At 75.2% G+C, this 23,055-nt stretch carries 19 protein-coding genes and 1 pseudogene; 12 read left to right on the forward strand and 8 right to left on the reverse strand.

The window, feature by feature from the left end; translation table 11 throughout:
• Window positions 1–148 precede the first annotated feature (148 nt).
• From BGO37_RS03045 to cofD, 5 genes are all read left to right on the forward strand, one after another.
• Window positions 149–553, forward strand: coding sequence for a nitroreductase family deazaflavin-dependent oxidoreductase (locus BGO37_RS03045; RefSeq protein WP_291752142.1), 405 nt, complete (start codon window positions 149–151; stop codon window positions 551–553).
• A gap of 243 nt (window positions 554–796) precedes the next feature.
• Window positions 797–1,807 carry a putative F420-0 ABC transporter substrate-binding protein gene (locus tag BGO37_RS03050; protein WP_291752143.1) on the forward strand — a complete coding sequence of 337 codons (1,011 nt, stop codon included), beginning with the start codon at window positions 797–799 and terminating at the stop codon, window positions 1,805–1,807.
• A 3-nt stretch (window positions 1,808–1,810) separates the two neighbouring features.
• Window positions 1,811–3,031, forward strand: coding sequence for a putative F420-0 ABC transporter permease subunit (locus BGO37_RS03055; RefSeq protein WP_291752145.1), 1,221 nt, complete (start codon window positions 1,811–1,813; stop codon window positions 3,029–3,031).
• Window positions 3,022–3,846, forward strand: coding sequence for a putative F420-0 ABC transporter ATP-binding protein (locus tag BGO37_RS03060; protein WP_291752147.1), 825 nt, complete (start codon window positions 3,022–3,024; stop codon window positions 3,844–3,846). Before BGO37_RS03055 ends, BGO37_RS03060 begins: the two co-directional genes overlap by 10 nt.
• A complete protein-coding gene (cofD, locus tag BGO37_RS03065; RefSeq protein ID WP_291752148.1) occupies window positions 3,843–4,829 on the forward strand; it encodes a 2-phospho-L-lactate transferase in 987 nt (328 codons plus the stop codon). Before BGO37_RS03060 ends, cofD begins: the two co-directional genes overlap by 4 nt.
• Before the next feature lie 49 nt (window positions 4,830–4,878).
• On the opposite strand, the gene cofC is transcribed toward cofD, so the two are convergent.
• Window positions 4,879–5,598: a 2-phospho-L-lactate guanylyltransferase gene (gene cofC / locus BGO37_RS03070; protein ID WP_291752149.1), complete on the reverse strand. Its 720-nt coding sequence runs from the start codon at window positions 5,596–5,598 to the stop codon at window positions 4,879–4,881.
• Between the two features lie 145 nt (window positions 5,599–5,743).
• A complete protein-coding gene (locus BGO37_RS03075; protein ID WP_291752150.1) occupies window positions 5,744–7,096 on the reverse strand; it encodes an HNH endonuclease signature motif containing protein in 1,353 nt (450 codons plus the stop codon).
• Between the two features lie 180 nt (window positions 7,097–7,276).
• Between BGO37_RS03075 and BGO37_RS03080 the strand changes: the two genes are divergently transcribed.
• Together BGO37_RS03080 and BGO37_RS03085 are read left to right on the forward strand one after the other, a co-directional pair.
• Window positions 7,277–7,843: an HhH-GPD-type base excision DNA repair protein gene (locus BGO37_RS03080; protein WP_291752153.1), complete on the forward strand. Its 567-nt coding sequence runs from the start codon at window positions 7,277–7,279 to the stop codon at window positions 7,841–7,843.
• A gap of 239 nt (window positions 7,844–8,082) precedes the next feature.
• A complete protein-coding gene (locus BGO37_RS03085) occupies window positions 8,083–9,702 on the forward strand; it encodes an ABC-F family ATP-binding cassette domain-containing protein (protein ID WP_291752155.1) in 1,620 nt (539 codons plus the stop codon).
• Window positions 9,703–9,707: 5 nt separating this feature from the next.
• On the opposite strand, the gene BGO37_RS03090 is transcribed toward BGO37_RS03085, so the two are convergent.
• From BGO37_RS03090 to BGO37_RS03110, 5 genes are all read right to left on the reverse strand, one after another.
• A complete protein-coding gene (locus BGO37_RS03090; RefSeq protein WP_291752157.1) occupies window positions 9,708–10,895 on the reverse strand; it encodes a glycoside hydrolase family 3 N-terminal domain-containing protein in 1,188 nt (395 codons plus the stop codon).
• Window positions 10,896–11,058: 163 nt separating this feature from the next.
• Window positions 11,059–11,502 (reverse strand): hypothetical protein, encoded by a 444-nt coding sequence (locus BGO37_RS03095; RefSeq protein ID WP_291752159.1) that lies wholly within the window; start codon window positions 11,500–11,502, stop codon window positions 11,059–11,061.
• A gap of 115 nt (window positions 11,503–11,617) precedes the next feature.
• Window positions 11,618–11,995, reverse strand: coding sequence for a YbjQ family protein (locus tag BGO37_RS03100; protein ID WP_291752160.1), 378 nt, complete (start codon window positions 11,993–11,995; stop codon window positions 11,618–11,620).
• A gap of 73 nt (window positions 11,996–12,068) precedes the next feature.
• Window positions 12,069–12,881, reverse strand: a complete 813-nt coding sequence (locus BGO37_RS03105) for a coenzyme F420-0:L-glutamate ligase (protein WP_291752161.1) — start codon at window positions 12,879–12,881, stop codon at window positions 12,069–12,071.
• Between the two features lie 86 nt (window positions 12,882–12,967).
• Complete coding sequence (locus BGO37_RS03110) at window positions 12,968–13,972, reverse strand: TIGR03557 family F420-dependent LLM class oxidoreductase (RefSeq protein ID WP_291752162.1); 1,005 nt, start codon at window positions 13,970–13,972, stop codon at window positions 12,968–12,970.
• 271 nt (window positions 13,973–14,243) lie between these two features.
• Between BGO37_RS03110 and BGO37_RS03115 the strand changes: the two are divergent.
• Window positions 14,244–15,404, forward strand: a pseudogene (locus tag BGO37_RS03115) (MFS transporter); the annotation flags it as partial.
• Between the two features lie 170 nt (window positions 15,405–15,574).
• On the opposite strand, the gene BGO37_RS03120 reads toward BGO37_RS03115, so the two are convergent.
• Complete coding sequence (locus BGO37_RS03120; RefSeq protein WP_291752163.1) at window positions 15,575–16,657, reverse strand: EamA family transporter; 1,083 nt, start codon at window positions 16,655–16,657, stop codon at window positions 15,575–15,577.
• A gap of 128 nt (window positions 16,658–16,785) precedes the next feature.
• On the opposite strand from BGO37_RS03120, the gene BGO37_RS03125 reads away from it, so the two are divergent.
• The 4 genes from BGO37_RS03125 to BGO37_RS03140 all read left to right on the forward strand — a co-directional run bounded on the left by BGO37_RS03125 (window position 16,786) and on the right by BGO37_RS03140 (window position 23,046).
• Complete coding sequence (locus tag BGO37_RS03125; protein WP_291752165.1) at window positions 16,786–17,340, forward strand: CGNR zinc finger domain-containing protein; 555 nt, start codon at window positions 16,786–16,788, stop codon at window positions 17,338–17,340.
• Window positions 17,341–17,404: 64 nt separating this feature from the next.
• Window positions 17,405–18,496, forward strand: a complete 1,092-nt coding sequence (locus BGO37_RS03130; protein WP_291752167.1) for an alpha/beta hydrolase-fold protein — start codon at window positions 17,405–17,407, stop codon at window positions 18,494–18,496.
• A gap of 41 nt (window positions 18,497–18,537) precedes the next feature.
• The gene (valS, locus tag BGO37_RS03135; RefSeq protein ID WP_291752168.1) at window positions 18,538–21,177 is read left to right on the forward strand and encodes a valine--tRNA ligase; all 2,640 of its coding nucleotides are present in this window, start codon (window positions 18,538–18,540) and stop codon (window positions 21,175–21,177) included.
• A 48-nt stretch (window positions 21,178–21,225) separates the two neighbouring features.
• On the forward strand, window positions 21,226–23,046 hold the full coding sequence (locus BGO37_RS03140) for a long-chain fatty acid--CoA ligase (protein ID WP_291752171.1): 1,821 nt from the start codon (window positions 21,226–21,228) through the stop codon (window positions 23,044–23,046).
• The last annotated feature ends 9 nt before the right edge of the window (window positions 23,047–23,055 follow it).

Consider the following 23,055-nt stretch of genomic DNA (forward strand, 5'->3'; position numbering starts at 1 on the left):
TCCCGGCCGGCGTCGATCGGCGCTCGGGGCGCCAGGTGTGATCGTGCCAGTCCCGGCGCCCGTCATCACGGCCGTCCGTCGACCGCACGGTCGCGCGCCCGCGCCGCCCCGTGATGCGTCGCCGGCGGTCGATGCGCAGGATGGGGCGATGGCCGTCCCCCCACGCCTTCGCCCGCAGGTGCAGCGCTTCAACCGGTTCGCCCGCCGGTTCGCGGTGCGCGTGCCGCCCTTCGTCGTCGTGCACAACGTCGGCCGCAAGAGCGGCCGCGCCTACGAGACCCCGGTCGTGGCCTTCGCGGGGTACGACGGAGGCACCCGCCTGGTCGCCACGCCGCTGGCGTGGGGCCGGGACGCCGGCTGGTGCCTCAACATCCGTGCGGCCGGCTCGTACACGCTGACGCGGCGCAACCACCGGTACCTCGTCGACGAGCTGCGGATCGTCGCGCCGGCCGAGGCCGCACGGATCGTCGGCGGCGGCGCCCGGCTGACGAACGCGGTCGTCCGGCCGCAGGAGTGGATCGTCGGCCGGCTGCGGCGCGCCCCCACCGGCTGAGGCGGGACCCGCCGGAGCGGGGCCGTCGCCGTGACCAGGACTTGCACGGCGGGGCCGGTGCGTGCCTAGGGTTGTCGTGGAACCCCGCCGGCGTCTGGCGTGGGTGGCACCGCCCCGGCATGGGCGGCCTTCCCGGGAGCGACGTGCTCCCGATCCCCCTTCTCGGCGCACGGCCGCGCCCGCCTCCGGCGCGCGCCGGTGGCGCCGGGCCGTGCGGTCGCCGCGTGCACCCCAAGGAGCCCCGTGCCCGTTCGTCGTCCCACCGCCGTCGCCGTCGCCCTCGCGGCGCTCGTCGTCCCGCTGGCAGCGTGCGCCGGCCCGGCCACCGGCGCCGCGCCCTCGGGCGGCACCACGACCACGACGACGTCGACGTTCCGGCCCGTGACCGTCGACAACTGCGGCACCACCGTCACCGTGACGTCCCCGCCGCAGCGGGTGGTGACCATCAAGTCGACCCCGACCGAGATGATGCTGGCGCTCGGGCTGGGGAGCCGGATCGTCGGCGAGGCGTACCAGGACGGACCCGTGCCCGCGCCGTGGGCGGCCGCGGCCGCGTCGATCCCCGTCCTGTCCGACAAGATCCCCGGCCAGGAGTCCGTGCTCGCGCTGAGCCCCGACCTCGTGTACGCCGGCTGGGAGTCGAACGTCAGCGCGAAGGGCGGTGTCGGCGACCGGTCCGCGCTGGCCGCCCGGGGCATCGCCACGTACGTGTCTCCGTCGGCGTGCAAGGAGGCCGCCTACCAGCCCGACCCGCTGACGTTCGACGACGTGTTCGCCGAGATCTCGCAGGTGGGCGACCTCTTCGGGGTGCCCGACCGGGCGGCCGCGCTCGTGGCGCAGCAGAAGGCCGCCCTGGCGGCGATCACGCCCGTCTCGGGGGTTCGGGCGTTCTGGTGGTCGTCCGGCGAGGGCACGCCGTACGCCGGCGCGGGCATCGGGGCGCCGGAGATGATCATGCGGGCGGCCGGCGTCACCAACGTCCTGGCCTCCGTGCACGACACGTGGACCTCCGCCGGCTGGGAGGACATCGTCAAGGCCGACCCGGACGTGCTGGTGCTCGTCGACGCCTCCTGGAACACGTACGACGCGAAGGTCAAGGCCCTCGAGTCCAACCCGGCCCTGTCGCAGCTGACGGCGGTGAAGGAGAAGCACTTCGTGCGGCTGCCCTTCGCCTCGACCGAGGCCGGGGTGCGCAACGTCGAGGCGGCCGCGTCGCTGGCGCAGCAGGTCCGGGCCCTCGGGTTGGGTGGGTAACTGATGGCGAGGACGGAGCCCGACGACCGCGTACGCGGCGTGGCGGTTCCGGGCGTGCGGGCCGCGCCCGACGAGCGCACGACGCGCGACGACGGGCTCGCGCCCGACGCTGACCGGACGCACGCCGGCCGTGTCGCACCGACCGGTCGCGGCGCGCACGAGCAGCCGGCCGGACCCGACCCCGCGGCGGACCGCGGTGGGCGCGGACCGCGCCGGCCGGCGCTCGGGGTGCTCATCGGGACCGGGGCCGCCGTCTTCGTCGTGACCCTCGTCGTCGCGGTCGCGATCGGGCCGGCACACCTCGGCGTGGGCGAGGTGGTGCGCTCGATCGCCGGGCACCTCGGCGCCCGGGTGGCGCCCGTGCCGGCGCTGCACGACGCGATCGTGTGGGACCTGCGGCTGCCGCGGGTGCTGACGGCCGCCGCCGTCGGTGCCGGCCTGGCCGTCGCCGGCGGCGTCATGCAGTCGCTGACGCGCAACCCGCTGGCCGATCCCTACCTGCTGGGTCTCTCGTCGGGCGCGTCCCTGGGCGCGGCGGCGGTGCTGCTGCTGGGGCTCGGCGTGCTGCTGCCGGTCGCCGCGTTCGTCGGCGCCATGCTGGCGCTGCTCGCCGCCCTGACGCTGGCCCGCGTCGGGGGCACGCTCACCCCGACGCGCGCGGTGCTGGCCGGGCTGGCGATCTCGCAGCTCGCGGCGGCGGCGACGTCGTTCGTCATCTTCTGGACCGCCAAGGGCGACTCCTACCAGGAGATCGTCGCGTGGCTGCTCGGCTCGCTCGCCGGGACGACGTGGCAGTCGGTGGCGATCGCCGTCGGCGCGTGCGTCGTCGCCTGCCTCGTCCTGGTCGCGGCCGCCGGCCGGCTCGACGCCTTCGCCTTCGGTGACACGGCCGCGGCCTCGCTCGGCGTCGACCCGAACCGCACCCGGTGGGCCCTCATGGCCGTCGTCGCGCTGCTGACCGGGGCGCTGGTGTCGGTGAGCGGGTCGATCGGCTTCGTCGGGCTCCTGGTGCCGCACGCGGTCAGCCCGGTGACCGGCCCGTCGCACCGCCGGCTGCTCCCCGTCGCGGCGCTGGCCGGGGGCGTACTGCTGGTCTGGGCCGACACGCTGGCGCGGACGGTGTTCGAGCCGCGCGAGCTGCCGGTCGGGATCGTCACGGCGCTGCTCGGGGCGCCGGTGTTCGCGTGGCTGCTGCGCCGGGCGCGGGGGGCGGCATGGAGCTGAGCCTCTCCGGCGTCGGGACGCGGCTCGGCGGCCGCTGGGTGGTCGACGGCATCGATGCGACGCCGCCCGCGGGAGCGGTGACCGGCCTGCTCGGGCCGAACGGCGCGGGCAAGACGACGCTGCTGCGCCTCATCGCCGGGCTGCTGCCGCCCGCGGCCGGGGCGGTGCTGGTGGACGACGAGGTCACGGGCGCCCCCGTCCCGGTCGACTCCCTCCCCCGGCGCCGCCGGGCGCGGCGGATCGCGCTGCTCGAGCAGGAGTCGTCGGCGACGGTGCCGCTCCTGGTGCGGGAGGTGGTGGCGCTCGGACGCGTGCCGTACCGCTCCTGGTGGGGCACGGATCCCGACGACTCCGCGGTGGCGCGGGCGCTGGCGGCCGCCGACGCCTCCCACCTGGAGCACCGGGCCTGGGACTCGCTCTCGGGGGGCGAGCGGCAGCGGGTCCACGTCGCCCGGGCGCTGGCGCAGGAGCCGGAGCTGCTGCTGCTCGACGAGCCGACGAACCACCTCGACGTCTCGGCGCAGCTGTCGCTGCTGACGTTCGTGCGCACGCTCGGGGTCACCACCGTCGCCGCCCTGCACGACCTCAACCTCGCGGCGTCCTACTGCGACCACGTGCTGGTGCTGTCGAAGGGGCGACTGGCCGCCGCGGGCGCCCCGGCCGACGTGCTGACGCCGGCCCTGGTCCGGGACGTCTACCACGTCGAGGCCGACGTGCTGTCCCACCCGCGGACGGGCCGGCCGGTCATCGCGTTCACCGCGCCGACGACGTCCAGCGGCCCCCACCCTGTCCTGGCCACGAAGGGGCACGCATGAGGGTCACGGTCCTGTCCGGCGGCGTCGGCGGGGCGCGCTTCACGCGCGGGCTGCTGGCGCTCCTCGCGCAGCGGCTGCCCGACGACGCCGGCGGCACCACCGCCGAGGTCACGGTGATCGCCAACACCGGCGACGACATGTGGCTGCACGGCGTCCGCGTCTGCCCCGACCTCGACACGCTCATGTACACGCTGGGCGGCGGCGTGCACGAGGGCCAGGGCTGGGGACGCCGCGACGAGTCGAGCCGGGTGAGCACGGACCTGGCGGCCTACGGCCTCGGCTGGGAGTGGTTCACGCTCGGCGACCTCGACCTGGCGACGCACCTGGCACGCACGGAGCTGCTGCGGGCCGGGCAGCCCCTGTCGTCGGTCACGGAGCGCCTCGCCTCCCGGTGGCGGCCTGGCGTCCGCCTGCTGCCGATGTCCGACGAGGAGGTCGAGACGCACGTCGAGCTGGCCGACGGCCGGCTGATCCACTTCGAGGAGTGGTGGGTGCGGCACCACGCGACGGTGCCGGCCCGGCGGTTCGTGCAGGTGGGCCTCGCGGGCGCCGCGCCGGCGCCCGGCGTGCTCGACGCGCTGGCGCGGGCCGACGTCGTCGTGCTCCCGCCGTCCAACCCGGTGGTGTCCGTCGGCACGATCCTGGCGATCCCGGGCATCCGCGACGCGGTGCGCGACGCGCCGGCGCCCGTCGTCGGCATCAGCCCGGTGATCGGCGGGGCGCCCGTGCGTGGCATGGCCGACGCCTGCCTCACGGCGATCGGCGTCGAGACGAGCGCCGCGGCCGTCGCGCGCCACTACGGCCGGCGCGCCGAGGGTGGCGTGCTGGACGCCTGGCTGGTCGACGAGGTCGACGCCGACGCCGTGCCCGGCCTGGCCGACGAGGGCTGGGCCGTCGCCGCGGCGTCGACCCTCATGTCCGACGTGCCCGCCACCGCGGCCATCGCCGCCCGAGCCCTCGCCCTGGTCGACCGTCTGCCCTGATCGCGGGGTGATCTAGGCCGACGATCGTTGCGCTCCGGCCCGTCGTGGATCAGGCGCCCGGCTCCGCGCCGGGCGTGCGACCCGTGGCGGGTAGAAGCCGGTCGAGCAGCCGGGCGGTGCGCGGCCCTGGAAGGAGCGTCAGCAGCGTCCCGAGGTCGGCCGGGAGGTCGATGTCGCGGCGCAGTGTCGACGTCGCCGGGATGTCGAGCAGGACGTAGCCGAGCTCCCGGTGCGCCCGCGCCGAGCCCGCCCCGAACCGCGAGTCGAACGTCGCTGCTCCGGACACCGTCAGCAGCGTCGTGCCCGTCCCGGGCTCGTCGGCCACCATCGCCCGCCCGTGGGGACCGGCCAGCACCAGGGCGGACTCGAGGTCGGCCGGCCGCAGGGCCGGCAGGTCACCGAGCAGCACGGCGACGGGTGCGGCCGGTGCGAGCCGTCGCGCCTGCTCGACGCCGGCCACCGCCGCCGCGTCGAGACCCGAACGAGCCGTGGCGTGCGAGGGCTCGGGCAGGACCTGCACCGCGGCACCCGCCGACGCCCCTCGCGCCGCCACCCGCGCGGTCTCGGCCGCGTCACGCGCGACGACCTCGTCGGACGTCACCACGAGCACGAGCCCCACCGCCGCGCACGCGGCCGCCGCCGCGATCGTGTCGAGCGCCATCGCCCGGGCCAGCGTCGTCCGCGACCGGTCGTCGAGGGCGCCACTCAACCGAGTCTTCCCCGCGGTGGCGTCCTTGACGGGCACGACGACCACCCAACGCCCCGGCACCCGTCCACCCTAAGGTCCACGCGCATCGCCCCGAGGCGGCCGGTCCCGGCGCGGGGTCCACGTCCGTCCGTCAGGTGGGCAGGCCCGAGCCCTTCGGCACCGCAGACTCCTCGTCGCCCCCGCATGCGCGCATGCGGGGACGGCCTCAGAGCGCCGGCTTGGCGCGTCCCATCGACCGGACCTCGCGTGCGGGAGCGGTGCCGTAGTGCCGACCGGTCGGCGAGGTCCAGGTGATGCGCCCTCCGCCGTGATGCTCGAGCTGCCACCCGACCTCGTGCTTCAGGCGGTGGTGCTTGCGGCACAGGTGCTCGAGGTTGTCGATGTCGGTGCGACCGTTCCGGTGCCATGCGTGGGCGTGGTCGATGTCGCAGCGCACCGCCCGGCGGCGGCAGCCGGGGAACCGGCACGTCTCGTCCCGGATCGCCAGGGCCGTCTTCAGGTCGGCGGGTACGCGGTACCGCTCGCGCCCGACGGACAGCACCGCGCCCGTCTCCGGGTGCGTCAGGACGCGGATGAACGACGGCGCCTGCGACGCCAGCCGTCGCGCGGTCTCGATGTCGATCGGCCCGAAGCCCTCCAGCTCGGCCGGCTCGTCGCAGTGGCCGAGCAGGGACAGCACGGGCACCGTCAGGACGACGGTCGGGACGATGCCTCCGAGGCCGTCGCCGACGCCGGCCGATGGCGAGTCCGCGCAGGCCAGCAGCGTGTCGCACAGGGCGTCGGCCCGCAGCTGGTCGAGCGTGCGGGGCTCGTCGGGCCCCGCCGCGCGCGCGGCGACGTCGCTGAGCCGGTGATAGATCGCCATCGCCTGCGCCGCCGGGAGCAGCGCGGTCAGCCAGCACAGGTCGTCGTCGGCCGGGCTCACCGCGACGTGCCGGGCGGCGAGGTTGCGGCGGCGCTCGTCGTCGGTCTTCGGCACGTGCCTGGCGCGCCAGCGCCTGGCGGGCACGCGCAGCTCGGAGGGCGTCAGCTCCAGCGCCTTGCCGATGAGTGCCTCGTCGGCCGCGGCAAGCGCGGCCTCGTCGTCCACGTGGCCGAAGACGTCGAGCATCACGTCGCAGTGCCACGAGGAGACGAGCCCGGCGGCATGCGCCTCGCGGAAGCGCGGGAACGCCGCGAGCGCGGCCTGACGCGCGAGCCGCTTCGCGAGCGTGCCCTCGGGCAGCCGCAGCGCACACGCCAGCTCGGCGAGCATCGCCCGAGCACCCCACTCGCGACGCTCCGCCGGAGGGAGGTCCGTGAGCCGCGCCGCGTACTCGGCGGCACCCTCGCGGTAGGCGGTGGCGACGAGCTCGTCACGGAAGGCGGCGGCGACGGTGGCCAGGCGATCGGCCTGGGCGACGGCGGACGTGAGCCTGCCGATCGGATCCGACGAGGCGTCCTCCGGCGCCATGTCGCCACCGAGGTCCAGGAGCGGCGGCCGCTGCGGGTCGAGCTCGGGCAGCGGCAGGGCGGCGAGCTCGCGGCTCGAACCGGGGACCAGCGCCACCATCTCCATACCGCTACCCCACCACCGACCACTGACATCGCCGCAGGTCAACAGGGGTGTAGATCACCCATTCGGGTGCATGTGGCGTTCGCCCGGAAGGGTGATCTTCGACGGGCCGGCCGGGCGCGCCTCGCGTCGGCGCCGCCGACCGCGCGGGCGGCCCGGCCGCCCCTGCCGCACGATGGACCCATGTCCCTCTGGCTCACGGGCGACGCCGACGCCGACCACCTGCTCGACACCGACCCCTTCGCGCTGCTCACCGGGATGCTCCTCGACCAGCAGGTGCCGATGGAGGCCGCCTTCTCCGGCCCCAAGAAGCTCGCCGACCGCATGGGCGGCCTCGACCCGCAGCGCATCGCCGACATGGACCCCGACGAGTTCGCCGCGCTCGCCGCGCAGCCGCCGGGGATCCACCGGTTCGCCCGCTCGATGGCCGGCCGGGTGCAGGGCCTCGCGCACCACGTCGTCGACGAGTACGACGGCGACGCCAGCCGCATCTGGACCGACGGCGACCCCGACGCCGCCACGGTGCCGCGTCGCCTGCAGGGGCTGCCCGGCTTCGGCGAGGAGAAGTCGCGCATCTTCCTCGCCCTCCTCGGCAAGCAGCGCGGCGTGACGCCGGCCGGGTGGCGCGAGGCCGCCGCGCCCTTCGGTGAGCCGGGCACGACGAGGTCGGTGGCGGACATCACCGACAAGGCCTCGCTGCTCGAGGTCCGCGCGACGAAGAAGGCGATCAAGGCGGCGGCCCGCGGGTAGCGCCCGGGGAAATCCGCTTCCCAACCCCAGGGCCGGCGTGCGTACCATCGGCCGACCCCACTGATCGGCGCCGGGAGACCGGTGTCCGTGCGCGAGGAGTGCTGACATGACAGGCGACGGCTTCTCCGGTTGATCCCGGAGAGCGCGGGCGCGACGACGCGCCGCCGCGCGCCTCGTCGTCCCCTGCCAGCCCCGCCCCGCCTGACGACCGGGCGCGGCCACTCCCCGAGCGAGGACCCATGGCCATCGTCCTGTCCGCCGTCACCTTCGCGTGGCCCGACGACACCCCCGTCTTCCGGGACCTCACCTGGGCGGTCGGCGACGGCCGCACCGGGCTCGTCGCCCCCAACGGCGCCGGCAAGAGCACGCTGCTGCGGCTCGTCGCCGGCGAGATCGCCCCGCGTGCGGGCTCGATCGTCGTCGACGGCCACCTCGGCTACCTCCCGCAGGACCTGCCCTTCACCGCCGACCGCACCGTCGCCGACGTGCTGGGCGTCGCACGGGTGCTCGCCGCGATCACCGCCCTCGAGCGGGGCGACGCGTCCGACGAGGTCTTCACGGCGATCGGCGACGCCTGGGACGCCGAGGAACGCGGCCGCCTCCAGCTCGACCGTCTCGGCATGGCCGACGTCGCCCTCGACCGCACCCTCGGCACCCTGTCCGGCGGCGAGGTCGTCACCCTCGGCCTGGCCGCGCAGCTGCTGCGCAACCCGGACGTGCTCCTGCTCGACGAGCCGACGAACAACCTCGACGCCCGCGCACGCCATCGGCTCTACGACCTGGTCGACGAGTGGCGAGGCGCGCTCCTCGTGGTCAGCCACGACAGGGCGCTCCTGGACCGCATGGACCGCATCGCCGAGCTCCACCCCGGCGACGTCCGCACCTACGGCGGCGGGTTCACCGCGTACGACGAGGCCGTCCGCGCCGAGCGGGAGGTCGCCGAGCGCACCGCCCGCTCGGCCGAGCTCGACCTGCGTCGCGAGCGGCTGCAGCGGCAGGAGGCGCGCGAGCGCGCAGCTCGTCGTGCCTCGACCGCGGCCCGGACCGTCGCGGACGCCGGGCTGCCGAAGATCGTCGCCGGCGCGCTGCAGCGCAAGGCCCAGGTGTCGGCCGCACGGTCCGACGACACCCACGCCGCCCGCGTCGGGGCCGCCCGAGCCCGCCTCGACGCCGCGAACGATGCGCTGCGCGACGACGACCTCCTGGTCCTCGACCTGCCCGACACCGCCATCCCGGCCGGCCGGACCGCCGTCGAGGCCCACGGCCTGCAGCTCCGGTTCGGCGGGACGCCGGTGTTCGCCGAGGGCGGCGTGGACCTCGTCGTGCGCGGCCCGGAGCGGGTGGCGCTCACCGGGGCCAACGGCAGCGGGAAGTCGACGCTGCTGCGCCTGCTGACCGGAGACCTGGCTCCCGACGCGGGCGCCGTCCGGCGCCTCGACGGCCGCATCGCCTACCTGTCGCAGCGCCTCGACCTGCTCGACCCGGACCTCTCGGTCGCGCAGTCCCTGGCCGCGGCCGCCCCCTCCCTCCCGGACGCCGAGCGCATGAACCTCCTGGCCAGGTTCCTGTTCCGCGGACCTGGCGCGCACCGGCCGGTCGGCACCCTGTCCGGCGGCGAGCGCCTGCGCGCCACGCTCGCGTGCGTGCTCCGGGCCGAGCCCGCGCCGCAGCTCCTGCTGCTCGACGAGCCGACCAACAACCTCGACCTGGCCAGCCAGCGCCAGCTGGAGAGCGCGCTGGCCGCCTACCGGGGCGCGCTCGTCGTCGTCAGCCACGACGAGCGGTTCCTCGACGCCCTCGGCATCACGCGCCGGCTCCGCCTCCAAGGCGGCCGCCTGCACGACGAGGCCGCGGCCTGACGCGATCAGCCCAGCAGCTGCGCCTTGAGCGCGAGCACGCGCCGCGCCGACTCGTCCACCCGGGCGGCGAACGCCGGGTCGGCCTTCGCCTTCGCCACGACCGCGGCGACCGCGGCGTGGACCACGGTCGGGTCCTTGGAGAACAGCACCATGTCGCAGCCGGCGGCGATCGCGTCGATGGCCCGGTCCCCCGGCGACCACGCGGCGACCTGCGTCGCGCCCGACAGGTCGTCGGTCACCACGACGCCCTGGAAGCCCAGCACCTCGCGGACCCCGTGCTGCACCACCTTCGACGAGAAGGCCGCCGGCGCGGTCGGGTCCATCCGCGAGTACACGGCCGTGGACATGAGCACCGTGCCGGCCCCGGCCTCGACCCCGGCGCGGAAGACGCCGACCGCCGCCGAGTCGAAGCCGGTCACCGTGTCGGTGACGCCGGCGGTCGCGTCCGTGTTGGCGGTGACGTACCCCAGCCCGGGGAAGTGCTTGATCGCGGTGGCGACACCCGCGCTCGACATGCCGCCGATGAACGCCCCGGCGTGCGTGGTGACCGACGCCACCGTGGTCCCGTAGTTGCGCTGCAGCGCCCCGACGGGTGGGTTCTGCGCGGCCGACGAGGCCGGCACCAGGTCCATCACCGGGGCCAGGTTCCAGTTGACGCCCGCCGCGGCCAGCTGTCGGCCCCAGGCGGCCGCCTGCTCCCGAAGCTGGTCCGGCGCGACCGTGGCCTGCACGGTCGCCGCGGGGATCGTCGAGAAGCCGGGTCCCGAGAGCGACTGGACCTTCCCGCCCTCCTGATCGACCGCCACCAGCATCGGTTCGCCATGGGTCGTCGCCCGGGAGACCAGGGCCGTGAACGCGGCGACCTGGGCGTGCACGGCGGCGACGCCCGCGGTGGACCGGCCGTGGAGGAACACGTTGCCCACGTGGTCGCCGGTCACAGCCTGTGTGCTGACCGGCTTGCCGGCCCCCAGGTCGAGGCCGACGACGAAGAGCTGGCCCACCTTCTCCTCGACCGACCAGCCCGCCAGCGGGTCGGCGGGGGGCGACGACGTGCTCGGCGCCGGCGTCGGCGTGGGCGACGCCTGGGTGGGGCTCACCGTGGGCGTCGACGAGGCGGTCGGCCCCGCCGTCGGCGGCGCCGAGGGGTGGCGCACCGCCGCCCACGTCGCGACCGCCGCGCTCAGCGCGAGCACCGCCACCACCGCCGACGCCCACGTCGCGGTGCGACGACGACCGCGCGCACCACCACCCGGGCGAGACCCCCGTCGAGCCACCTGGCCACCTCCCCGGGCCACGATGCCCGACGAGCCCGGGCCCAGGCGTGCCGACACCCCGCGCGGTCAGCCCGCCGGCGAGTCAGCGGCCGGTGGCGAGGCGGGCCAGCGTGAGCGCGACGGCGTCCTCGGCGAGGGCGGCGGGCCAGTCGGGCCCGCGGCGAGCGGCCCACCGCCGCCACGCGGCACCGCCCCAGGTCCCCGCGACCGAGGCCCCCGCCGCCAGCGCCGCAGGCAGCAGCACCCCGACGCCCGCCCGGCGGGCCAGCAGCACGCCGCCGACCGCCGCCGTGGCGGCCCGTGACTGCGGCCCCGGCGGCCGCAGCCGGCTCGGCGTGATCGGCAGGAGGTCGCCGACGAGCTCGCCCACGACGCCGAGCAGGGCTGCCACCCGCACCGCCCGTGGTGGCCCGGACACGGCCGACCGCCCCGCGAGCAGCGGCGCCGCCACCCCGAGCGACGCGCGGCTGCCCGCGGCGACACCCAGCAGGACGGCTCGGCACGCGAGCGCAGCTCGAGGGTTCACAGGGCGACGCTCACCCCGCGGACGGCCGGCCGCAACCCGGCCCGCTCTCCACCGGGCCTCGCGAACGGCCAGGCACCCCCACGTGGGACTCGCGGCGACGCCGAGAGTCGCACCGTCAGGACCGGGGCGCGCCCGCCTGCTGGGCCGACTGCGGGGTCGAGCCGGCCTCGCCGGCGGCGATCGGCTCGACCACGACGGCCGTGCCGTAGGCGCACACCTCGCTGAACTGCCCGATCGCCCCGTTGTCGAACCGGAACATGAGGATCGCGTTGGCGCCGCGCTGCTCGGCCTCGGTCACCATGCGGTGCATCACCTCGGCCCGGCTCTCGTACATGATCTTCGTGAACTCGGTGATCTCGCCGCCCCCGATGGACCGCAGCCCGGCCACGAAGGTCCCGCCGATGTTCGTCGAGCGGACCGTCAGCCCCATCACCTCGCCGAGCACGGCCTTCACGCGGTAGCCCGGGATGTCGTTCGTCGTCACCACGATCACGGCGACGATCCTGGCAGGAGCGGCGCGGTCCCGGCGGGAGGTGCCGAGCGACACACGAGCGGGCCGGGCGGCCCTACCCGTCGTCGCGGACGACGAGACCCGGCGCGCCCGACCCGTCGCCGAGCACCGACCGGCGGCCCGCCTCGAACGCCTCCGCGGTGCCCAGGCGGAACATGTCCTTCTCCGGCGCGCGCACCAGCGGCCGGGCCCCCGGCCCGTCCTCGTCGGTCACGAAGCCGCCCGCGCCGCGCACCACCGCGACCGGCCGCCCGGACACCTTCCCCTTGACGAGCTCGGCGGCGGCCGCCACCTCGTCGGCCACCGCGGCGACCGTCATCTCCAGCGTGCGTCCGAACGTGTCCGTGGTCCCGCGCAGGTCGTCGAGCACCCGCACCCCGGCGGCGCCGACGGTGATGTCGGTCAGTCCCTCGCGCCACGCGCGCCCGGCGGTGTCGGTGACGAGCACGCCGAGGCGCACGCCGAACCGCGCCTGCAGCCCGGCCCGGAGCGCCCGTGCCGACGCGTCCGGGTCCACCGGCAGGAGCAGCACGGTGCCGTCGGGCGTGTTGGAGGCGTCGACGCCGGCGGCCGCCATCACCAGGCCCAGCCGGTTCTCGACGATGCGCGTGACGCCGTGGTCGTGGGCGCGGGTCGCCACCACGCGCACGGTCTCGTCCGTGATGGCCTGCTCGCGGTCGTCGGCCGCGACGGCCCGCCCCTCGGCCTTCGACACCACCTTGGACGTCACGACGACGACGTCCCCGTCGGCGAGCCGATGGCCGCGGTCGTCGTCGGCTGCCAGCGCGTCCGCGACGAGCGTCACGAGGTCGTCCCCGGCGCGGACCTCGGGCACCCCGCCCGGCGCCCACACCCTGAGCTCGACCACGTCACCTGCCCGGCTCGTCGGCCCGGCAGCCGGGTCGTCGGTGGGAACCGCCGAGTCGGCGTCAGACCGACGACCTGGCGACCGGCTCACCGGTGCAGGGCCGGGAGCACGTCGCGGCCGAACACCTCGATCCACTCGCGCTGGTTGCGCCCGACGTTGTGCAGGTAGATCCGGTCGAACCCGAGGTCGACGTACTTCTGGATCTCCGCGCGGTGCGCGTCCGGGTCGGCCGAGATCACCATGCGGCCCTCGAAGTCCGCCGGACGCACCATCTTGGCCATCGCCTCGAAGTCGAACGGCGAGCGCACGTCGCCCTTCCCGAACTTCATGCCGCCGTTGGGCCACTCACGCACCGCATTGGCCAGCGCCTCCTCGTCGGTCGGCGCCCACGACAGGTGCAGCTGCAGCAGCTTCGGCATCGTGTCCGGGTCCCTGCCCGCCTCGCGGGCACCCTCGGCGAACTTCGCGAACAGGCCGCCGATCTTCTCCAGGGGCGCGCCCACCGTGATGAGGCCGTCGACGTGCCGGCCCGCCCGCTTGGCCGTCACCGGCCCGGCGGTGGCGACGTAGATCTCCGGCGGCGTCGCCGGCATGGTCCACAGCCGGGTCGACTCCAGCTTGTAGTACTGCCCGGCGAACTTGGTGTCCCGGCCCGCGGCGGACGACGAGAACAGCTTGCCGATGATGTCGATCGCCTCGAACATCCGGTTGATCCGCTCGGGCGCCTCCGGCCAGTACTCGCCCGTGATGTGCTCGTTGAGCGCCTCCCCCGAGCCGAGGCCGAGCCAGTGCCGCCCCGGGTACATCGCGGCCAGCGTCGCCGAGGCCTGCGCGACCACCGCCGGGTGGTACCGGAAGGTCGGCGCCGTGACCCCCGGCCCGAAGTCGCCGCGCGTGCGCTCACCGACCGCCGTCAGCACGTTCCAGACGAACGCGGACTGGCCCTGCGCCGGGACCCACGGCTGGAAGTGGTCGGCGGCCATGACGCCGCTGAACCCGTGCTGCTCGGCGTAGGCCGCGAGCTCGACCGCCTCGGTCGGGTGGAACTGCTCGAGGGCGGCCGCGTACCCGATGGTCAGGTGGTTCGCCACGGGGGCACCTTCTTCTCTCGTCGACGGGCGCCGGCGTCCGGGCTCGTCGGGCGGCGCATCGCGAGACTAACCCCGCGACGCACGACGACGGGCGGGCGGGGTGCCCGGGCAAACGGTTTCCCACGCTCCGGGCAACACTTGGGCGATGCCCGCGGGCGGGCATACGGTGCGGACGGTCGAATCGATACGAAACCAGCCGCACCCGAACCAGGACCCCACCGTGCCCCCGGCTCCCACCGCACCGACGCGCCCTCTGCCCTCCCCCGCCCGCATGCCCCTGCGCGACTCGTTCGGTCCGCTGCAGGTGCGCAACTACCGGCTGTACGTCCTCTCCCAGATCCTCACCAACACGGGCGGCTGGGCCGCGCGCGTGGCGCAGGACTGGCTGATGCTGACGCTGACCGGCTCCACCGCGATGGTCGGCCTGACGGTCGCCCTGCAGTTCGCGCCGATGGTGGCGTTCGGCCTGCTGGGCGGCGTCGTCGCCGACCGGCTCGACCGCCGCACGGTCCTCATGGTCACGCAGGCGGTCTTCGGCGTGTCGACCGGCATGGTGGGCCTGCTCACGCTGTCGCACCACATCGCCGCCTGGCACATCCTGGCTGCCGCCCTGCTGTCCGGCACGGCCACCGTGTTCGACAACCCCGCGCGGCAGGCGTTCGTGCACGAGGTCGCCGGGCCGAAGAACCTGCGGCAGGCCATCAGCCTCAACTCCGCGGTGTTCCAGCTCGGCGCGCTCGTCGGCCCCGCCGTGGCCGGCGGGCTCATCAGCGCCTTCGGCAACGGCTACGCGTTCGTCGTCAACGCCGCGGCGTGCCTGGTCGCCGTCGTGCTGCTCGGCGCGATGCGCCCCGACGAGCTGACGCCTGCCCCCGCGGTGGCGCGGGCCAAGGGCCAGCTGCGCGAGGGGCTCGCCTACGTGCGCCGCACGCCGACGATCCTCTGGCCCGTGGTGCTCATCGGCTTCGTCGCCATCACCGGGGTCAACATGGCCACCGTCCTGGCCTCGTACACCGACACGGTGTTCCGCAACGGCTCGTCCGGCTACGCGCTGCTGACCTCGATGCTCGGCCTCGGCGCCATCACCGGGGCCCTCGCGTCCACCCGCCGGCGCCGCGTGCGGCTGCGCCAGCTCGTGGCGCTCGCCGTGCTCATCGGCGCCGCCCAGCTGGTGCTCGCGTCGCTGTCCGCGCACGGACCCTTCCTCGTGGTGCTCGTCGCGCTCGGCACCGTGATGCTGCTCTACATCACGGGCGGCAACACCCTCGTCCAGACGACCGTCGCAGGCGAGCTCCGCGGCCGGATCATGGCGCTCTACATGCTCACGTCGCTCGGCGCGCAGGGCGCGTCGGGACTGATCGTGGGCTGGGTGTCGGAGCACGCCGGTGCGCACGTGGCGATGGCGGTGTGCGCCGCCGGCCCGCTGCTCGGCGCGGCCGTCGTGGGGATCGGCGTGGCGCGCACGGCCGGCCTGCGTCCGCGGGACGCGGTGGCCGTCGCGGCGACGCGGGTGCGAAGGGTGCGGCGGTCCGGCCCCGCGGCCGCGGCCCGCACGGCGGCGTGTCGCACGGCCGGTCGACCCGCCCCCGTCCCGGCGCAGGGTCAGACGGCCAGGGTGTCCAGCGCGCCCTCGTCGTCGTCGTCCGTCTCGTCGTCGAACGCGGCCGTTGCGGCCGCCCCTGCGCCGCGGTGGCCCGGGGACGGAGCCGGCCCGGCGCCCATCGCGCCCGGCAGCACCGCCGCCCGCGAGACGAGCGCCCCCGCAGCGACCTCGTCCTGCGTGCCGGCGCCCTGCCGCACGAGCGTCACGCCGACGACGACGAGCACCGCCCCGAGGACCTGAACCGGCAGCGGCGCCTCCCCGAGCAGCAACCAGGCGAGGACCACGGAGAACAGCACCTCGGCGAGCCCGACGAACGACGCCACGCGCTCCCCGAGCATCCGGACCGAGATCGCGCTGATGCCGAACGCGATCGCCGTCGCCACGGTGCCGACGACGAGCACGGGCACCAGCCACGAGAGGTGAGCCCCGAGCACCACCACCTGCACGGCCGGCATCGCCACCGGCAGCACCCCGGCCACGCCCAGCAGGCCGACCGCCACCGCTCCGATGACCATCCCGGCGCCCGCCAGGGTCACGGGAGGAACCGTCAGCGGCTTGGCGGTCAGCGCCCAGTACGACGCGTTGCCGACCGCCGCGACGGCGGCGTAGGCGAGGCCGATCGGGTCGAGGCGGAGGTGGCCCGAGACGTCGAGCACCAGCACCAGGCCCGCGGCGGCCACCGCGGCGCCGGCGAGCACCGCCGCGGGCGGGCGGCGCCGCGTGCGCAGCCAGGACAGCGCGAGCAGGAGCAGCGGCGCGGTGTACTCGACGAGCAGGGCCACGGCCACCGGCAGCCGGTCGACCGCGAGGTAGTACAGGGTCGAGCCACAGCCGATCGACAGCACGCCGAACAGGAGCAGCGCCCGCCACTCGTCGCGCAGCAGGTGGTACCGGCCGTGCAGCGCCCGCAGCGCGGGGACGAGGAGGAGGACCGAGCCGATGCCGAGGCGCACGAGCATCGCGCCGCCCGGGGACCAGCCGGCCTCGAGCAGGGGCTTGACGGCGGGGCCGCTCGTCGAGAACCCCAGCGCGGCGAGGAGCGCGACGGTCAGGCCGATCCGACGGTTGCCGTCAGCGGGCACCGCGCGCCTCCTCACCCAGAGCGACCCAGAGCGACCCGGAGCGCCCGGTCGTCCGCGTAGGATCGCGCGTCAGGCGTCAACCATCCGTTCGTCCGTGACACTATGAGGTCCGGAATACAGGAGTCAACTTGACTTTTGCCCCTGACACCGAGGCGGCGCTGCAGGCAGCGGTCACGCTCGTCAACACCGGCCTGCGCCGGGACGGCGTCGACGCGATGGCCTCCGTGGCCGACCTGGACCGCTTCTACCTCGAGTACGGCTACACCGGCCGGCACGACCGCAGCGACGACGAGGTCGCCCAGGTGCGCGCCGTGCGCGACCGGCTGCTGCCGCTGTTCTCCGCGGGGCGCGACGAGGCGGCCGAGCTGGTCAACGGCATGCTCCGCGAGGCGATGGCGCTCCCCTACCTGACACGCCACGACCAGTGGGACTGGCACCTGCACGCCACGCCGCTCGACGCCCCCGTCGCCCAGCGGATCATCGTCGAGGCCGCCATGGCCTTCGTCGACGTCATCCGGTCCGACGAGTACGGCCGCGTCGCGGTGTGCGCGGCCCCCGACTGCCGGGCGGTGCTCATCGACCTCTCCCGCAACCGCTCGCGCCGCTTCTGCGACGTCAACAACTGCGCGAACAGGGCCCACGTCGCGGCCTACCGCGCCCGCCGCGCGGCCGACACCGCCTGAGCTCCTGGCGAACGTCCAGCCGTTTCATGGGCGCCGCACAGTCGCCTGGCCTAGCGTGGAACGCATGTGGGGGCCGCAGAGCTCCGCCGTCCTCGTGCTGGGCATCGTGCTCGCCGTGGCGGCCGTGGGGGGCACGCTCGTGGCGTGGAGCCGCGTGCGGGGCCCCGCCGCGCTCCGGGTGCTGCAGCGGGTCGGCCTCGTCCTGCTCTGCCAGCTCACGGCGGTCGGCGTCGTCGGCGTCACGATCAACCGCCTCGACGGCTTCTTCGCCACCTGGACCGACGTGGCCGGCATCCTCAGGGACGTCGGCGGCGCCGTGCCGACCGTCACGGCGTCGCCGCAGGTCCACACCGCGGGGGCGGTGAGCACGCACCCGGCGACGGCGGCCGACGCCACCCGCGGCCCCTTCACCTGGTCGGGCGGGCTGTGGCGGGCGCACGCGCACGGCGCCGCCTCCGGGATCACGGGCGACGTCCTCGTGTGGACCCCTCCGGGGTACGACCCGCACCGGGCCGGCGGCTACCGCGTGCTGCTCGCGCTGAGCGGCTACCCAGGCACGCCGGTGACCACCATCAACGGCCTCGACCTGCCGGCGGCCGTGACCTCCCGGGTGGCGGACGGCAGGCTGCCGGCCACCATCGTCGTCACCGCGTCGACCAACCTCGACGGGCGGAACTGGGACTGCGCCGACGTCCCCGGCGGCCCGCGCGTCACCACGTGGCTCACGCACGACGTCGCGCAGCTCGTCGGCCAGAGCTTCGACGTCGCGCCCGGGCGCTGGACGACGATCGGCGTGTCCACGGGCGCCTACTGCGCCGTGCGCCTCGCGGTGACCGAGCCCGCGGACGTCGGGGCGGCCATCGCCCTCAGCGGGGACGACGCGGCCGACTCCCCCGCCCTGGCCGGGCGCCTCGCCCACGCGAACGACCTGCGCACCCTGGTCGCCGAGGGCGCCACCCCGCCGGTGTCCCTCTTCGTGGGCGCCAGCCGCCAGGACGGCACCACCGCGGCCGATGCCGAGGCGCTGCGGGCGGCCGCCGGCCACGGCATCACCACGACCGTGCACGTGCGCGACGTCGGTGGCCACGTCTGGCCGGTGTGGGCCGCGATGGCGGCCGGCGGCCTCGACTGGCTCGGCACGCACGAGCCCGGCTGACGCGGCACGGGTGGTCCCGGCCGTCTGCGAAAATGGCGGCCATGTCCGACGCGACCCCTCAGCCGACCTCTGCCCCCGCGACCCTCGTCGCGCGCGCGGTACCCGAGAAGGTCTCGCTGGACGGGATCGAGGACCGCTGGGCCGGAGCGTGGCAGGAGCGCGGCACCTACGCATTCGACCGCTCGAAGCCCCGTGAGCAGGTCTACTCGATCGACACCCCGCCGCCCACTGTCTCGGGGTCGCTGCACGTGGGCCACGTGTTCAGCTACACGCACACGGACGTCGTCGCGCGCTTCCAGCGCATGCGGGGCGCCGACGTGTTCTACCCCATGGGCTGGGACGACAACGGCCTGCCGACCGAACGCCGGGTGCAGAACTACTACGGCGTGCGGTGCGACCCGTCCCTGCCGTACGTGGAGGGCTTCGCCCCGCCGCACGAGGGCACCGACGGGAAGGCCGTCAAGGCGTCCGAGCAGGTGCCCGTGTCGCGCCGCAACTTCATCGAGCTCTGCCTCCGGCTCTCCCAGGAGGACGAGCGCCAGTTCGAGGCGCTGTGGCGCCGGCTCGGGCTGTCGGTCGACTGGTCGATGACCTACCAGACCATCGGCGACCACGCCCGCGCGGTGGCGCAGGCGGCCTTCCTGCGCAACCTCGCCCGCGGCGAGGCGTACCAGGCCGAGGCGCCGGGCCTGTGGGACGTCACCTTCCAGACGGCCGTGGCGCAGGCCGAGCTCGAGGCGCGCGACTACCCCGGCTTCTTCCACCGCGTGGCGTTCCACCGGCCCGACGGCTCGCCGGTCCACATCGAGACCACCCGCCCCGAGCTGCTCCCCGCGTGCGTCGCGCTCATCGCCCACCCGGACGACGAGCGCTACCAGCACCTGTTCGGCACCACGGTGACCAGCCCGGTCTTCGGGGTCGAGCTGCCGGTGCTCGCGCACCACCTCGCCGAGCCCGACAAGGGCGCTGGCATCGCCATGTGCTGCACCTTCGGCGACCTCACCGACGTGCAGTGGTGGCGCGAGCTGCAGCTGCCGACGCGCTCGGTCGTCGGCCGCGACGGCCGGCTCCACCGCGACACCCCCGACTGGATCACCTCGGAGCAGGGCCGGGCGGCGTACGACGAGCTCGCGGGCAAGACGACGTTCTCGGCCCGCGAGGCGGTCGTCGCCCAGCTGCGCGCCGCCGGCGACCTCGACGGCGAGCCGACCGCCACGCAGCGCAAGGCCAACTTCTACGAGAAGGGCGACAAGCCCCTCGAGATCGTCACCAGCCGGCAGTGGTACATCCGCAACGGCGGGCGCGACGAGGACGTCCGCGCGGCGCTGCTGGCGCGGGGCGCCGAGCTGGACTGGAACCCCGAGTTCATGCGCGTCCGGTACGAGAACTGGGTGGGCGGCCTCACCGGCGACTGGCTCATCAGCCGGCAGCGGTTCTTCGGCGTGCCCTTCCCGGTCTGGTACCCCGTGGGCGAGGACGGCGAGCCGGACCACGACCACCCGCTGGTGCCCGACCAGGCCGCGCTGCCCGTCGACCCGTCGTCCGACGTCCCGGCCGGCTACACCGCCGACCAGCGCGACGTGCCCGGCGGCTTCACCGGCGACCCCGACATCATGGACACCTGGGCGACCAGCTCGCTCACGCCCCAGATCGCGGGCGGCTGGCTGGCCGACGAGGACCTGTTCGCCCGGGTGTTCCCCATGGACCTGCGGCCGCAGGCGCAGGACATCATCCGCACCTGGCTGTTCTCCACGGTGGTGCGCTCGCACCTCGAGTTCGACGAGCTGCCGTGGCGGCACGCCGCCATCAGCGGGTTCATCCTCGACCCCGACCGCAAGAAGATGAGCAAGTCCAAGGGCAACGTCGTGACCCCGATGGACCTCCTCGTCGAGCACGGCTCGGACGCGGTCCGGTACTGGGCCGCCTCCGCCAAGCTCGGCACCGACGCGGCCTTCGAGGTCGGCCAGATGAAGATCGGCCGCCGGCTGGCCATCAAGGTGCTCAACGCCTCGAAGTTCGCGCTCTCCTTCGGGGACGTCGAGCTCGACCCCACGCTCGTCACCAACCCGCTCGACCGCGCGATGCTGGCCGGGCTGGCCGACGTCGTCGACGGCGCGACGGCGTCGCTCGAGGCGTACGACCACACGCGCGCGCTCGAGCTGACCGAGTCGTTCTTCTGGACCTTCTGCGACGACTACCTCGAGCTGGTCAAGGACCGCGCGTACGGCGCCGACGGCGACGAGGCGGCGGCGCAGTCCGCGCGCGCCGCCCTCGGCCTGGCGCTCGACGTGCTGCTGCGGCTGTTCGCCCCGGTGCTGCCCTTCGCGACCGAGGAGGTCTGGTCGTGGTGGCGCGCCGGGTCGGTGCACCGCCAGCCCTGGCCCGAGACGGACGGCCTGCGCACGGCGGCCGCCGGCGCGGACCCGGCCGTCGTCACCGCCGCCGGTGGCGCGCTCGCCGCGCTGCGGAAGGTGAAGTCCGAGGCGAAGGTGTCGATGCGCACACCCATCGTGGCCGTGACGCTCGCCCTGCCCGCCGCGCTGCGGCCCGGGGTGGAGGCGGCCCTGGCCGACGTGCGCGCCGCCGGCCGCGTCGTCGGCCCCCTCGAGCTGGCGGACGACGACGTCGAGGCGCCGGTCGCACGCGCCGCGGAGCTCGGCGAGGCCGAGGCGCGGTCCTGACCACCGGCTCCGCACTAAGGTCGTCACACCCGCTTCACAGGAGCCCTCATGGACGAGTTCGCCTCCCCCTCGCTCGGCACGTACACCCCCGCCCTGTCCATCCCCGGGATGCTGGCCGAGCGCCTGGCACGTGACCCGGACGACGTCTTCCTCGAGCGCGCCGCCGGCATGGGCGGCTCCTGGGTTCCGATGACGGTCGCGGCGTTCGTCGCCGAGGTCACCGCCGTCGCCAAGGGCCTCGTCGCCTCCGGGATCGAGCCGGGCGACCGCGTCGGGATCATGAGCCGCACCCGGTACGAGTGGACGCTCGTCGACTTCGCGTGCTGGGCGGCCGGGGCGGTCGGCGTGCCGATCTACGAGACCTCGGCGCCCGAGCAGGTGAGGTGGATCGCCGGTGACTCGGGCACGAAGCTCGTCGTCGTCGAGACCGCGGCGCACGCGGCCGTCGTCGCGCAGGTGCGCGACGAGCTGCCCGACCTGGCGGACGTCCTGGTCCTGAACGAGGACGCCATCACGACGCTCGTCGCCCGGGGCGCGACGGCCGGCGTCACGGACGCGGAGATCGAGCGCCGATCGGCCCTCGCCGACGGCTCGACGCTGGCGACGATCATCTACACCTCCGGCACCACGGGCCGGCCCAAGGGCGTCGAGCTGACGCACGGCAACTTCGTCGCGCTCTGCCGTGAGGGCGCCGTCGGGCTCCGGGACGTGTGCGCCAAGCCGTACTCACGCACGCTGCTGTTCATGCCGTTGGCGCACGTGTTCGCGCGGTTCATCGAGGTGCTGTGCGTCACGACGGGCGCCACCCTCGGGCACACGCCGGACACCCGCAACCTCATCGCGGAGCTCGGGACCTTCAAGCCCACGTTCGTCCTGGCCGTGCCGCGCGTGTTCGAGAAGGTCTACAACTCGGCCGAGCAGAAGGCCGGCTCCGGGGTCAAGCTCCGCCTCTTCCGTTGGGCCGCGAAGGTGGCGATCACCTACTCCCGGGCGCTGGACACCGAGGGCGGCCCGAGCGGCGCGCTCAAGGCGCAGCACGCGCTCGCCGGTGCCCTCGTGCACCGCAGGCTGCGCGAGGCGCTCGGCGGCCGCGCCGAGTTCGCGGTCTCGGGCGGCGCGCCGCTGGGCGAGCGGCTCGGCCACTTCTTCCGCGGCATCGGCGTGAACGTGCTCGAGGGCTACGGGCTCACCGAGACGACCGCGCCCACGGCCGTCAACCGGCCCGAGCTGACCAAGGTCGGCACGGTGGGGCCCGCGTTCCCGGGGACCGCGCTGCGCGTGGACGACGAGGGCGCGATCTGGGTCAAGGGACCGCACGTGTTCCGCGGCTATCGCGGCATGCCCGAGGAGACCGCCGCCGTGCTCGTCGACGGCTGGTTCCAGACGGGGGACCTCGGCTCGCTCGACGCGGACGGGTACCTGACCATCACGGGTCGCAAGAAGGAGATCATCGTCACGGCCGGCGGCAAGAACGTCGCCCCCGCGCTGCTGGAGGACCGGCTGCGCGGCCACCCCCTCGTCAGCCAGGTGGTCGTCGTCGGCGACCAGCGGCCGTTCATCGGCGCGCTCGTCACGCTCGACGCCGACATGCTGCCCGGCTGGCTGTCCATGCACGGCCTGCCTCCGATGGACGTGACGACGGCCGCCCGCGACCCGCAGGTGCTCGAGGCCCTCGACCGCGCCGCGGAGCGCGCCAGCCAGGTGGTCTCCCGCGCCGAGTCGATCCGCAAGATCCGGGTCCTCACCACGGACTTCACCGAGGCGAACGGCTACCTGACGCCGTCGCTCAAGGTGAAGCGCGCCGCCGTCCTCAAGGACTTCGCGACCGAGATCGACGAGCTCTACGTCGACACCCGGCCGGGGCGCTGACCGCGCGCT

This window comes from Cellulomonas sp. 73-92 (assembly GCF_001898175.1).
Lineage (GTDB): Bacteria > Actinomycetota > Actinomycetes > Actinomycetales > Cellulomonadaceae > Cellulomonas.

Bases quoted from the DNA above. Each gene is read 5' to 3' on its own strand.
- BGO37_RS03085 (WP_291752155.1), top strand. From the start codon at position 8,083: ATGGCCATCGTCCTGTCCGCCGTCACCTTCGCGTGGCCCGACGACACC.
- BGO37_RS03130 (WP_291752167.1), top strand. From the start codon at position 17,405: ATGTGGGGGCCGCAGAGCTCCGCCGTCCTCGTGCTGGGCATCGTGCTC.
- valS (WP_291752168.1), top strand. From the start codon at position 18,538: ATGTCCGACGCGACCCCTCAGCCGACCTCTGCCCCCGCGACCCTCGTC.
- BGO37_RS03045 (WP_291752142.1), top strand. From the start codon at position 149: ATGGCCGTCCCCCCACGCCTTCGCCCGCAGGTGCAGCGCTTCAACCGG.
- BGO37_RS03060 (WP_291752147.1), top strand. From the start codon at position 3,022: ATGGAGCTGAGCCTCTCCGGCGTCGGGACGCGGCTCGGCGGCCGCTGG.
- BGO37_RS03075 (WP_291752150.1), bottom strand. From the start codon at position 7,096: ATGGAGATGGTGGCGCTGGTCCCCGGTTCGAGCCGCGAGCTCGCCGCC.
- BGO37_RS03080 (WP_291752153.1), top strand. From the start codon at position 7,277: ATGTCCCTCTGGCTCACGGGCGACGCCGACGCCGACCACCTGCTCGAC.
- BGO37_RS03140 (WP_291752171.1), top strand. From the start codon at position 21,226: ATGGACGAGTTCGCCTCCCCCTCGCTCGGCACGTACACCCCCGCCCTG.
- cofD (WP_291752148.1), top strand. From the start codon at position 3,843: ATGAGGGTCACGGTCCTGTCCGGCGGCGTCGGCGGGGCGCGCTTCACG.
- BGO37_RS03055 (WP_291752145.1), top strand. From the start codon at position 1,811: ATGGCGAGGACGGAGCCCGACGACCGCGTACGCGGCGTGGCGGTTCCG.